Here is a 12,105-nt window from a genome sequence, read left to right on the forward strand (position 1 = left end):
CTCCCTGTGGGAGCGGGCTTGTTGTGGGGGCGGGCTTGCTCGCGATGGCAGCGCCATGATTTGGCAGATACTGCGCGGCGATAGCATCGCGAGCAAGCCCGCTCCCACCCAGATGCGTGTGTTTAGTCTATTGCTGCGCAAGAGGCAGGCTTCATCTATGGCGAATGTTCAACGCCGTCGCCGTGGTCCAGCATACAGCCATGAAAACACTGATCGAGTTCTACCAACACCTCGGCCTGGCCTTGTCACTGCTGGTGGTGATGACTTTTTTGCTGGCGGGCACCGTCAAGGGTGTCATCGGTCTTGGCTTGCCAACGGTGGCGATGGGCATGCTCGGGCTGGCTATTGCTCCAGCGCAGGCTGCGGCGTTGCTGATCATTCCCTCCATTGTCACCAACGCCTGGCAACTGGCTGCAGGCGGGCAGTTGCGCACGCTGATAAAACGGCTGTGGCCCATGCAGCTGGGCATCTTTATCGGCACCGGGGTTGGCATGCTCTGGCTAAGTATCGACGGCGGCACGTGGGTGGTGCGGGCGCTGGGGGCGGCCTTGCTGCTCTACGCCCTCAGCGGACTGTGGTTGCCCACCCTGCGCGTCGCCCCGCAGCGCGAGCGATGGCTGGGCCCGATATGCGGCGTGATCACCGGGGTGATTACCTCGGCCACCGGCGTGTTTGTGATTCCTGCCGTGCCCTATCTGCAGGCGCTGGGCTTAAGCAAAAACCAATTGGTTCAGGCCTTGGGATTGTCCTTCAGCGTCTCCACATTGGCCCTTGCCGCCGGGCTTTACTGGCGCGGCAATCTGGGCGGCGGTGAGCTCAATGCCTCATTGCTGGCACTGGTGCCCGCCATGCTCGGCATGTGGCTGGGGCAGTGGTTGCGCCAGCGAATCAGCGCCACGCTGTTCAAACGGGTGTTCTTTATAGGCATGGCGCTGTTGGGTGCGCACTTGCTGGTCAACAATTGAGTATTAATTCGTGCATTAACAGCAAAGGTGATTTGACCCACCACGGGTTTTTCTTGAGCAAGTGCATCGATATTCTGCCGACATGATTTTTAACCCCCCTGTCGCTCAACAGCGCTGAGGGTTTACCCCCCTGGAGGCTGATGATGAAAAAAATACTCTTGCTTAACGGCGCCAAAAAATTTGCCCACTCCGATGGTCGTTACAACCTGACCCTGCACGACACCGCGCTGGCGTTTTTTGACCGCCAGGGCTTTGAAGTCAAAGTGACCCACATCGACGAAGGCTACGACATCGCCGAAGAAGTCGAAAAATACCTGTGGGCTGACGTGATCATCTATCAAATGCCGGGCTGGTGGATGGGTGCGCCGTGGATCGTTAAAAAGTACATCGATGAAGTCTTTACCCAAGGTCACGGCAAACTCTACGCCAGCGACGGTCGCACCCGTTCCGACGCTTCGCAGCGTTACGGCAGCGGTGGTCTGATTCACGGTAAAAAATACATGTTGTCCCTGACCTGGAACGCACCGCAGCAAGCGTTTGACGATCCTGCTGACTTCTTCGAGGGCAAAGGCGTGGACGCGGTGTACTTCCCGTTCCACAAAGCCAATGAATTCCTGGGCATGACCGGCCTGCCGACTTTCTTGTGTGTCGACGTGATGAAGCGTCCGCAACCCGAAATCGACGCCGCGCGTTATGAACAGCACCTGAGCGAGGTGTTCGGTCTCAAAGCCTAACGACGCCAGGGTGGGAGCGGGCTTGCTCGCGATGCAGGCGACGCGGTTGTTCAGACGAGCCGCGGTGATACCATCGCGAGCAAGCCCGCTCCCACACGTAGATAAGGTCGCCCGCGTGAAAGCCAGATCTGATGAGCTGCAAATTTTTGTTTCGGTCATCGAGTGCGGTTCGATTTCAGCCGCCGCCGAGCAAGCCGGGCAAACACCGTCAGCGGTCAGTCGCACGCTTTCAAGGCTGGAGGCCAAGCTCGACACCACGCTGATCAACCGCACCACGCGGCGCATGGACCTGACCGAGGAGGGCAAGTTCTTTTTCGAGCGGGCCAAGCGGATCCTTGAGCAGATGGACGAGCTGGAAGAGCGTCTGATCTCCCACCAACGCACACCCTCCGGGCGATTGCGCATCAACGCAGCCGCGCCTTTTGTGCTGCATGCCATCGTGCCGTACATCCCCGAATTTCGTGCGCTTTACCCCGAGATCCAGCTCGAACTCAACAGCAACGACCTGATCATCGACTTGCTGGAGCAAAGTACCGACATCGCCATCCGTATCGGTACCCTGGCCGACTCCACTTTGCACGCCCGATCCCTGGGGTGCAGCCCGCTGAACATCCTGGCCAGCCCCGACTACATCGCCCGCCACGGCGTCCCCACCCGCGTGGCGGACCTGGCCAGCCACACCCTGATCGGCTTCACCCAGAACGATGGCCTCAATCAGTGGCCGCTACGTTATGCACAGGGTGATCGCTGGCCCATCCAGCCGGCCATCAGCGCCTCCAGCGGCGAAACCGTGCGCCATCTGGCGCTGCAAGGGCAGGGCATTGCCTGCCTGTCGCACTTCATGACTCACGAAGACATCGCCTGCGGGCGCTTGCACGTGGTGCTGGGCGAGTTCAACAGCGGTTATCGCCAACCGATCAACGCCGTGTACTACCGCAACTCACAGCTGGCGCTGCGTATTCAGTGTTTTCTGGACTTTATCCAGACCAAGCTCGCCAGCTACGCGATCTGCGACAAGCCCACAGGGATTGAGTGAGGTTCCTACACATAAAGCAACGTCTGCACCTGCTGCGTCGCTTTCTATTGAGGGACGATTCCTAGAGAATCCTGACCGTCTTGTGGCGTTGTAAATGGGTGGATAGTCTCGCCGGGTCGCTGATTTCAGTGACCGGTTTTGACAGACCGCTGAGAGTGACAAGGCAGCCTTATAGACATTTCATCGTGTTATGGCGGCTGTGTGCGGGGCACTTTCGAGTGCACCGAGTCTTGTCAGCTCTCCTCGGTCTGTCAACCCGCGCGCAGCTGCCACCCTTACCGATTGACAGCGGGACAGAGGCAGTTCTTCCAGCTATTAATTGAGTTGACGCCATGAAAAAAATTGTTCCTGACCCTCCGCTGTTCACCTGCGCCCACCAGGGCACTTCGCTGTTTGCCATCAACCCCGGCGTACCTGTTCAGGACGCGCTCAAACATGCCTCGTTGCTGCTCAAAGGCGCAGAACTGACCGCCGACGACATCCGTTCCCACCTCAGCGGTTTTGAGGCCGAGCAGTTGTGGTGCGTGATTCACGGCGTCGAACTGGCCCGTGGTCTGGTGGATGCACTGATCACCGAAACACATACATAACCCCCTCTGTAGCAGCTGCCGAAGGAACGAGGCTGCGTTCGGCGACGAAGTCGTCGCAAATCCTGCAAACGCGGTATTCCTGAAACACCGGGTTGTAGGGTTTACGACTGCTGCGCAGCCGAACGCAGCCTCGTTCCTTCGGCAGCTGCTACGAGTCCTGTTTTTGGCGCAGAGCGACGTTGTCTTCGAGGTTGTGCGTCACTGCGCATTTTCACTTTTGTTGTTTGAAAACGTTGCCAAAATCAGACAAGGTTTGGCCCCAGTGGATAACAATAAAAGGAAGTACCGAATGCGCATTGTGTGGTTCAAAACCCTGGCCTTGACCGCAGCCATCGCTGCCAGCTCCTCGGCTTATGCCGTGACCCTGGAAGGCGGCGCTGTCGCCGCACCGGACCGGTACGGTGCCGAAGTGGCCGCGCAGATTCTCAAGAAAGGCGGCAATGCGGTCGACGCCGCCGTCGCCACGGCCTTCACCCTGGCCGTGACTTACCCCGAAGCCGGCAACATCGGCGGCGGTGGTTTCATGACGATGTACATCGATGGCAAACCCTATTTCCTCGACTATCGCGAGACGGCGCCCAAAGCCGCCACCCGTGACATGTACCTCGACGAAAAAGGTGAAATCATCGAAAACCTGAGCCTGGTCGGTTCCCGTGCCGCTGGCGTGCCGGGTACGGTGATGGGCTTGTGGGAAGCGCACCAGCGCTTCGGCAAATTGCCGTGGGCCGAGCTGCTGACCCCGGCCGTGGGTTACGCCAAAAACGGTTTCAAGGTGGCCGACCAGCAATACCAGTACCGCGAAGATGCGCTGGCGCTGTTCAAGGGCACCACCAACTTCGGTGACTACTTTGGCAGCATGAAGCCCGGCGAAACCTTCAAGCAGCCTGAGCTGGCCGAGACTCTGGAGCGTATCGCCGACCAAGGCGCCAAGGATTTCTATCACGGCAAGACCGCCGACCTGCTGGTCGCGCAAATGCAGAAGGACAAAGGCCTGATCACCAAGGAAGACTTGAACGAATACAAGGTCAACTGGCGTGAGCCGATGCGTGTCGATTTTCGCGGTAACACCCTGTACACCGCACCACTGCCTAGCTCGGGCGGTATCGCGCTGGCCCAGCTGATCGGCATTAAAGAAGACCGTGCGGCGGACTTCAAAGGGGTTGAGCTGAACTCCGCGCCGTATATCCACCTGTTGGCCGAGATCGAAAAACGTGTGTTTGCTGACCGTGCTGATTACCTCGGCGATCCGGCCTTCGGCAAGATGCCCGTCGCTGAACTGATCGACCCGGCCTACATCGCCAAACGAGCGAAGGAGGTTAATCCGAAGGCTATTTCCGAGACGGCCAAGGTCAAGCCGGGGCTTGAGCCCCATCAGACCACGCACTTCTCCATCGTCGACAAGGAGGGTAATGCCGTCAGCAACACCTATACCCTGAACTGGGATTACGGCAGCGGCGTTGTGGTTAAAGGCGCGGGTTTTTTGCTGAACGACGAAATGGATGACTTCAGCTCCAAGCCGGGCGTGGCCAACGCCTTTGGTGTGGTGGGCGGCAATGCCAACGCCATCGAGCCGGGCAAGCGCATGCTGTCGTCCATGAGCCCAAGCCTGGTGACGCGGGACGGGGAAGTCACGCTGGTGCTTGGCACACCGGGTGGTTCGCGGATCTTTACCTCGATTTTCCAGGTGCTGAACAACATCTACGACTACGACCTGCCACTGGAAAAAGCCGTAGCGGCACAACGCGTGCATCACCAGTTGCTGCCTAAGGACACTATCTACTTCGATGCTTATGCGCCGCTCACCGGCAAAGTGGCCGAAGAGCTTAAAACCATGGGTTACACCCTGGAAGATCAGGGCTGGAACATGGGTGACATCCAGGCAATCCGGGTCAACGGTACTCAGCTCGAAACCGCCTCCGACCCCCGTGGTCGTGGTGTGGGCATGGTTGTGAAGTAAACCCGCAACGCACATACACGCATTACGCTTGTGGGAGCGGGCTTGCTCGCGATGCAGACACCTCGGTCATTCAGGTTCACCGAGTGGTTGCCATCGCGAGCAAGCCCGCTCCCACAATTGCTTTTTAACCTCTGCAATTTGTTACCATCTGTTGCTTATTCCCTCCGCTTTTCCCGTCCCGACTTTTAGGTAAACCATGAAACTCAAACGTCTGCGCGCTGATGTCCTGGCCGGGCTCACGACGTCCTTCGCCTTGTTGCCCGAGTGCATCGCGTTCGCGCTGGTTGCCCATCTCAACCCGCTGATGGGGTTGTATGGCGCGTTCATTATTTGCACCCTCACGGCGTTGTTTGGTGGCCGGCCGGGCATGGTGTCCGGGGCTGCCGGGTCGATGGCCGTTGTGATCGTCGCGCTGGTGGTGCAACACGGTGTGCAGTACCTGTTGGCCACCGTGCTGCTGAGCGGCCTGATCATGCTGGCGTTCGGTCTGTTCAAACTCGGCAAGCTGGTACGCATGGTGCCGCACCCGGTCATGCTCGGTTTTGTGAACGGCCTGGCGATCGTTATTGCCATGGCGCAACTGGATCACTTCAAAGACGGTGATACCTGGCTCAGTGGCATGGCGCTGTACATGATGATCGGGCTGGTTGCCGCGACGATGGCCATTGTCTATCTGTTGCCGCGTCTGACGCGCGCCGCGCCGCCTGCATTGGTGGCCATTCTGGGCGTGGGCCTGGCTGTTTATTTTCTGGGCTTGCCGACCCGCACCCTGGGCGATATGGCGCATATCGCTGGCGGTTTGCCGAGCTTCAACGTGCCTCAAATTCCCTGGACCCTGGAGACCTTGGGCATCATCGCGCCTTACGCGATCGTGATGGCGGTGGTGGGTCTGCTCGAAACCCTGCTGACCCTCAACCTGACCGACGAAATCACCGAAAGCCGTGGCTATCCAGACCGCGAGTGCGTGGCGCTGGGCGCCGCCAACATGGTTTCGGGAGCGTTCGGTGGCATGGGCGGTTGCGCGATGATCGGGCAAACCGTGGTCAACCTCAGCTCTGGCGGGCGTGGCCGGTTATCCGGCGTGACGGCTGGGGTGATGATTGTGCTGTTTGTGTTGTTTCTGTCGCCGTTTATCGAGCGTATTCCGCTGGCCGCGCTGGTGGGCGTGATGTTTGTGGTCTCGCAACAGACCTTTGCCTGGGCCTCTTTGCGGGTGCTGAACAAGGTGCCGCTGAACGATGTGCTGGTGATCATCGCCGTGACGGTGATTACCGTGTTTACCGACCTGGCGGTCGCGGTGCTGTGCGGCGTGATTATCGCCGCCCTCAATTTTGCCTGGCAGCAGGCGCGCCAGTTGTACGCCGACGCGGATCTGCAAAGCGACGGCAGCAAGCTTTACCGTGTTCATGGCACGTTGTTTTTTGCCTCGACCACGGCCTTTCTCAAGCAGTTCGACCCGGCCAACGATCCGGCTCAGGTGACGCTGGATTGTCGCCACCTGAACTTCATGGATTACTCGGCCATCGCGGCACTGGACACCCTGCGCGAGCGCTATCGCAAGGCGGGCAAGCATCTGCGGGTGTTGCACCTCTCCGAGCGCAGCAAAAAACTGCTCAAGCGCGCTCGCGTGCATCACGAGTAAGGCGCAGAAGATCAAAGCCCTTTGCCCCAGTCCTTCGCAAGAGGGGTGGGGCAAGGGCGGCTTTTACACTTTAAAGTGGCTGACCATCTCTTGTAGCTGATTGCCCAGACGCGCCAGTTCAACGCTGGACTTGGCCGTCTCATCGCTGGCCGCTGCGGTTTGCTCGGAGACATCGCGCACGTTGACGATGCTGCGGCTGATTTCTTCGGCCACCGCGCTTTGCTGTTCGGCGGCGGCGGCAATCTGCTGGTTCATCGATTGGATATTCGACACCGTGCGGGTGATGCCCTGAAGTGAAGTGCCTGCTTGACGGGTCAGGGTCACGCTGCTGTCGGTCAGGGTGCGGCTGTTGTGCATCACGCTGGCCACGTGTTGCGTGCCACTTTGCAGGGCCGCCACCAGGGTTTGAATCTCTTCGGTGGACTTCTGGGTGCGCTGGGCCAGGCCACGCACTTCATCGGCAACCACGGCAAAACCGCGTCCGGCGTCACCGGCACGGGCCGCTTCAATGGCGGCATTGAGGGCCAGCAGATTGGTCTGTTCGGCCACGGCCTTGATCACGTCCATCACGCTGCCGATTTTGTCGCTTTCCTGTTGCAGCACCGTCATGGCTTCGGTCGAACGACCGACTTCCACTGCCAGGCGCTCGATCTGATCAATCGCCTGATTGACCACGGTGTCGCCTTCGCGTGCTTCGTTGTCTGCCGCTGCAGCCGCTTGCGAGGCTTGTTCGGCGTTACGTGCAACTTCCTGCACGGTGGCAGTCATTTCATGCATGGCGGTGGCCACTTGATCGGTCTCGATCTTCTGACTGTTAACCCCGGCGCTGGTCTGTTCCGTGACGGCAGACAGCTCTTCGGCAGCACTGGCGATCTGGCTCACACCATCGCGAATCCCGCTGATCAACTCGCGCAGGGTCGTGCCCATCCGGGCAATGCCCTGTTGCAAGACACCCAGCTCATCGCGTCGGGTAACTCGCAGGTTCTGAGTCAGGTCGCCACCGGCAATGCGGTCAACCACCGCCAGGGTTTCACGCAGGGGCACGGTGATCTGGCGAGTGATGATCACGGCCGCAGTGATGCCGAACAGCAACACCAGCAGGGTGGTGATCAATTGCATGCTGTTGGCCGTGGCACTTTCGCTGTCGCGACGTTCCAGTTGAATCTTGTACAGCTCATCGCTGAGGCCAAGGATGCTGGCGCCGTATTCGGTCATGTCCTTGCGCGCGGCAATGATGGTGTTGTCGGTGCTGGTATAGAGCTCCAGCGCCTGTTGGTACTGCTCCATGGTGCTGCTCAGGGTGCGCAGGGTGTCGCCGGCATTCGCGCCAAAGTGCGAACTCAGGCGTTCAAGGCTGGCGATGGCCATGTCCAGTTGCTGGCGTGCAGCTTTTTCGGTGCTGGGGTTGGGCGCAGCAATGTAAGCCCGGACCTGGTAGCGCGAGAGCAGGAACTGCTCGCGTACTTCAGACACGGTCTGGAACATGGCAAAACGACTTTCGTCACCTTCCGGCAGTTGCAGGGCGCGGGCTATCAGGGTCGCGATAGCGTCCTGTGCCAGAGCGGCGCTGCGGTCCATATTGCCCCGTGACACCGCAGACTCCACGTAAGCCTTGCGCATGATGACCAGCGCACGCTCGTAGCGACCGATGATCGCTTGTTGCTCCTTGAGCAACTTGAGGTTATCCGGGCTTTGAAAGGTGCTGATCAGCTGGTTCTGCTGGGCCGAAAACGCATCGATGCTGGCTTGTACTTTCTGTGCGGCGGTCTCATCGCCGTCCGTGAGCATGTACTGCAAGCGTGTGACCCGCAGGTTTGTAAACGCAGCATTGAGGCGCGTGATGTCGCTCATCCAGTTACTGCGATCAATCATCTTGTCCAGACTGATCCAGTTGCAGACGGCCATCACGCAGGTAAGGGCCAGAACCAGGCCAAAGCCCAGGGACAGTTTCAGGTTGACGCTGATATTGCTCAGCCATCTATTCATAGAGTTCTCCAGGAACGCTGCACGCATGATCTAAGTTCGCTGGAGGGTTTTATTTTTTTGGCCCAGCCGAGTGTTGTGTGGGTGGGTATCGGCGGCTTTCGCCATAGCTGAAACGTTTTCTTGTGCGTTATGACTTAAATCCATGGGGGTACGCTCAGCGCGGTGCCCACGTTTTTTTTCACATTCGTTTCACCTGCCTCTGACCTTCGCTTTTTTAGACTCCCGTTCAGCTAATAGAAGCCTGCATCGTGCAAGTCTCTTTCCTACGATCCGGGTCTGCACCGACCCATTGTCATATTCGCGCTATAGGGTGGCGCCAGTGTCTTTCACTGACTGCCGAAGGGGGCACACGTACCGTGACGTCAAGTTTTAGTCTGACCGGGATTAACCGCACGCTGCTGCGTAGCGGGCTGGAGCGCTATAGAAATGCGCTGGTGGTGATTGTCGCCAGCGTGATGGCTATTGCGTTGACATTGACGCTGCTGGCACCCGCGTCTGCGCCCAATCTTGCACGGCCGAGCCATGCCGATCAGGTGATGCTGCTGACTGAGAGTTGGGCCAAGGGTGATGTGATTGCCCTGGTCCGCCATGGTGAACGCTGCGACCGCTCTACCACGCAGTGCCTGGGCCCGGCAGACGGGGTGACGGTGCGTGGCGAGGCTGCCGTAAAGGTGCTGGGTGCGGACTTTGATCAGTTGGGGCTTCAGAACGCCGAGATTTACAGCAGTATGCTGACCCGTGCGCGGCAAACCGCCAGCGCCATGTTCGTGCGCCCGGTTGAGGCACAGGACTGGCTGTTCAACTGCCGGGGCACCATGTTGCGCGATGCGCTCAAGCACAAAGTGGCGGGCCAAAACCTGATTTTGGTGAGCCACAGCGAATGCATGGACCAACTGCTTGTGGACATGCACCTGTCCACGAGTACCACCTTTGGCTATGGCGCCACATTGTTCATCCAGGCCAGTGGCACAAACGGTGAGCCGCAAATGTTGGGTTATATCGAGCCCAAGGACTGGGGGAGCATCGTACCGGTGATGACCGCGAGCAGTCGCCACGGGTTTGAAGCCTCTCAATTCTAAACCGCGGGAGCGAGCCTGCTCGCTCCCACAGCGTTATCCCATACTCATCAATTGCGGTTCAGCAGGCGGTCCCAGTTTTGCTCATCGGGCAAGGGCAGGTCGCTGAGTTCGCGGGCCACCACATTTTCGATATCGCCGGCGCTGAGCACTTTTTCGTCGAGCCACGGCCAGGTCGCATCCGCATCCCGGAAGTTGAGCTGGCTGTTCAATTGCTGGCAGGCGAGGGCGAGTAGGTGCATCAACCACCACTGACTGGTGATGTAGGGCTTTTGCTGCGCAGGAATGCGATCCAGCAGGGCTGCCACGTCGGCCAGGTTGGGGCTGGGCGACACGCTGCTGTGCAGGTTCCACACAATCGCGCCGTTGTTCGACACATCCTTGTTGGCCAGTGCCGGATCGGCACTGACTTCGATGCTGAGTTTCACATGCTGCTGCTCAAGCTGATCAATCAGGTAGTTGGCCAGATCAGATTTGCGTAAGAATGCGGTGGCCGTATTGAAGGCCAGGTTAGCGTCGTAGTCGCTCAGGGTTTTGCTGGAAATACCGATGGTCATGACAGGCTCCTTGACTGGGAATCGCCCAAGGAGCGTAGCCAATACACCGTGATCGGCCATGCCATCTGCCGTTCTGTTGCCCGGGATCAAGGTTATGGGGCGGGGGCGGCCTGGCTGACAAAGTAGAAGTGGTGCCGTCCTACGCTGACCTTGTGCAGGATGTTCACGTTCATGCCCGGTATTTCGGGTATTTCCACCAGGGCGATATGGTCGGGCGATGCACTGAGAAACGCCTTCAGTTCGGCGGTTGAATTGAGTGTGTGCTGCAAGTGCTGGCTGTAAAACACGACGGCCCCAAGGCGCTCGTCGGGCCTGAGCAGCGCCACCTGTTTACCGCGGGCTTGCAGGTCCATGACCTGTGCGGCGACAGGCTGGTATGACTCCTCCTTGTCGGCCTGCGGTGCCCGGTGCGCGGCCATCAGGTAGGCGGCCACCAGGCCAGCCAACAGTGCGATGGCCAGTGGACGGTGGTAGTCGCTGAAGAACGTGGCCAGTGCCGACACCGGACTTTTTTTGCGCAGCCAGTCCAGAATCACTTGGGCGTATTGCGCGGCAATAACGGCCGCTGCGGGCGCCATCGACATCATGTACACCGCCCGCTTGCTGGAGGCGAAGTTGAGCAGCGCAAATTGCGCCACCAGCCATACACAGAAAAACAGCAAAAACGGATTGCTTCGTAGCTGTTTGCGAAAGTGCCACAGGCCCAGATAGGTCAGCAGGTTCCACGGTAAAAAGGCTTCGGGTAGTTTTCGCAGGTAGTAGTAAAACGGTTCGTAGTGCCCGGCTTCGACAAAGGATCCGCTAAAGCGCCCAACGCTGTTGGTCCACAGCAGTTCGCTGATCGCCTGCATTCCGCCACGCTGGTACAGCACGCACAGCCAGATCAACAGCGGGATAAGCCCAATCAGTGTCAGCAGCGCCGGGCGCAGCCAGTTGCGCAGGGTGAAGCGTTTTTCAATCAGGCTTTCGCACATTAGATAGCTAAAAATCACTATTCCCGGCAGTGCCAGGCCCAACACGCCTTTGCTCAAGGTGGCAATGGCGATCCCGGCGGCAAACAACAGCCAGGGGCCCCAGGCAAAACGCAGCTGGCGGCTGGCATAAAAAAACGCCAGCAAGGCCATGGTCACACCCAGGGTGAGTAGTGCATCTTCGCCTACTTGACGGGTGTTACCCCAGAAAATGCCCATCGTTGCCAGCATCGCTGCAGCTGTCCAGGCCTGTGCCGTGGGGCGTGCGAGCTTGCGCAGCATGACGTACAGCAACAGCACGCAAAATAATCCAGCAAAGGCCGAGGCCAGTCGCACGGCGAATAACTGACCGCCGAACACGCGTATGGCGCCAGCGTCCAGCCACAGGCTCAGGGGTGGTTTTTCCAGGAAGGGTTCGTTGAGCAGGCGGGGTGTCACCCAGTCGTCGCTCAGGTGCATTTGCATGGCGATGCCTGCGACCCGCGACTCGGTCGACCCCTGCAATTGGTGATTGCCCAGTGCAAAAAAGAACAGCACGCAACCGAGCAGTAATAACAGCAGAGCGGGACGGGTCAGGCGCATTGGGCTACC

At 59.0% G+C, this 12,105-nt stretch carries 10 protein-coding genes and 1 pseudogene; 7 read left to right on the top strand and 4 right to left on the bottom strand.

Features of this window, described 5'->3' with window-relative positions:
• Positions 1 to 200: 200 nt before the first annotated feature.
• The 6 genes from TU76_RS22050 (at position 201) to TU76_RS22075 (ending at position 6,924) form a co-directional block, all read left to right on the top strand.
• On the top strand, positions 201 to 965 hold the full coding sequence (locus TU76_RS22050; RefSeq protein WP_048352532.1) for a sulfite exporter TauE/SafE family protein: 765 nt from the start codon (positions 201 to 203) through the stop codon (positions 963 to 965).
• A gap of 143 nt (positions 966 to 1,108) precedes the next feature.
• Entirely contained in the window at positions 1,109 to 1,699 is a 591-nt protein-coding gene (gene mdaB / locus TU76_RS22055) for an NADPH:quinone oxidoreductase MdaB (protein WP_019827322.1), read from the top strand.
• Between the two features lie 115 nt (positions 1,700 to 1,814).
• Positions 1,815 to 2,735, top strand: a complete 921-nt coding sequence (locus TU76_RS22060; protein ID WP_048352509.1) for a LysR family transcriptional regulator — start codon at positions 1,815 to 1,817, stop codon at positions 2,733 to 2,735.
• A gap of 332 nt (positions 2,736 to 3,067) precedes the next feature.
• Positions 3,068 to 3,325: a DUF3077 domain-containing protein gene (locus TU76_RS22065; protein WP_019827325.1), complete on the top strand. Its 258-nt coding sequence runs from the start codon at positions 3,068 to 3,070 to the stop codon at positions 3,323 to 3,325.
• A 289-nt stretch (positions 3,326 to 3,614) separates the two neighbouring features.
• Positions 3,615 to 5,282 carry a gamma-glutamyltransferase gene (gene ggt, locus TU76_RS22070; protein WP_048352510.1) on the top strand — a complete coding sequence of 556 codons (1,668 nt, stop codon included), beginning with the start codon at positions 3,615 to 3,617 and terminating at the stop codon, positions 5,280 to 5,282.
• A gap of 196 nt (positions 5,283 to 5,478) precedes the next feature.
• Positions 5,479 to 6,924, top strand: coding sequence for a SulP family inorganic anion transporter (locus TU76_RS22075; RefSeq protein ID WP_019827327.1), 1,446 nt, complete (start codon positions 5,479 to 5,481; stop codon positions 6,922 to 6,924).
• A gap of 63 nt (positions 6,925 to 6,987) precedes the next feature.
• On the opposite strand, the gene TU76_RS25920 is transcribed toward TU76_RS22075, so the two are convergent.
• Complete coding sequence (locus tag TU76_RS25920) at positions 6,988 to 7,851, bottom strand: methyl-accepting chemotaxis protein (RefSeq protein ID WP_401370670.1); 864 nt, start codon at positions 7,849 to 7,851, stop codon at positions 6,988 to 6,990.
• A gap of 39 nt (positions 7,852 to 7,890) precedes the next feature.
• Positions 7,891 to 8,937 (bottom strand): annotated as a pseudogene (locus TU76_RS25925) (methyl-accepting chemotaxis protein); the annotation flags it as partial.
• 329 nt (positions 8,938 to 9,266) lie between these two features.
• Here TU76_RS25925 and pmrG point away from each other — a divergent pair.
• Positions 9,267 to 9,989 (top strand): lipopolysaccharide core heptose(II)-phosphate phosphatase PmrG, encoded by a 723-nt coding sequence (pmrG, locus tag TU76_RS22085; protein WP_019827331.1) that lies wholly within the window; start codon positions 9,267 to 9,269, stop codon positions 9,987 to 9,989.
• 47 nt (positions 9,990 to 10,036) lie between these two features.
• Here the strand turns inward: pmrG and TU76_RS22090 are convergent, their stop codons facing one another.
• Both TU76_RS22090 and TU76_RS22095 read right to left on the bottom strand, forming a co-directional pair.
• Positions 10,037 to 10,543, bottom strand: a complete 507-nt coding sequence (locus TU76_RS22090) for a hypothetical protein (protein ID WP_019827332.1) — start codon at positions 10,541 to 10,543, stop codon at positions 10,037 to 10,039.
• A 92-nt stretch (positions 10,544 to 10,635) separates the two neighbouring features.
• Entirely contained in the window at positions 10,636 to 12,096 is a 1,461-nt protein-coding gene (locus tag TU76_RS22095; protein WP_046809764.1) for an ArnT family glycosyltransferase, read from the bottom strand.
• Between the last annotated feature and the right edge of the window lie 9 nt (positions 12,097 to 12,105).

It is taken from the genome of Pseudomonas psychrophila (assembly GCF_001043005.1).
GTDB classification, from domain to species: Bacteria; Pseudomonadota; Gammaproteobacteria; order Pseudomonadales; family Pseudomonadaceae; genus Aquipseudomonas; species Aquipseudomonas psychrophila.

What these genes read in the sequence shown, in the direction of transcription:
- TU76_RS22050 (WP_048352532.1), top strand. Translation starts at nt 201, where the DNA reads ATGAAAACACTGATCGAGTTCTACCAACACCTCGGCCTGGCCTTGTCA.
- mdaB (WP_019827322.1), top strand. Translation starts at nt 1,109, where the DNA reads ATGAAAAAAATACTCTTGCTTAACGGCGCCAAAAAATTTGCCCACTCC.
- TU76_RS22065 (WP_019827325.1), top strand. Translation starts at nt 3,068, where the DNA reads ATGAAAAAAATTGTTCCTGACCCTCCGCTGTTCACCTGCGCCCACCAG.
- ggt (WP_048352510.1), top strand. Translation starts at nt 3,615, where the DNA reads ATGCGCATTGTGTGGTTCAAAACCCTGGCCTTGACCGCAGCCATCGCT.
- TU76_RS22075 (WP_019827327.1), top strand. Translation starts at nt 5,479, where the DNA reads ATGAAACTCAAACGTCTGCGCGCTGATGTCCTGGCCGGGCTCACGACG.
- TU76_RS25920 (WP_401370670.1), bottom strand. Translation starts at nt 7,851, where the DNA reads ATGGGCACGACCCTGCGCGAGTTGATCAGCGGGATTCGCGATGGTGTG.
- TU76_RS22090 (WP_019827332.1), bottom strand. Translation starts at nt 10,543, where the DNA reads ATGACCATCGGTATTTCCAGCAAAACCCTGAGCGACTACGACGCTAAC.
- TU76_RS22095 (WP_046809764.1), bottom strand. Translation starts at nt 12,096, where the DNA reads ATGCGCCTGACCCGTCCCGCTCTGCTGTTATTACTGCTCGGTTGCGTG.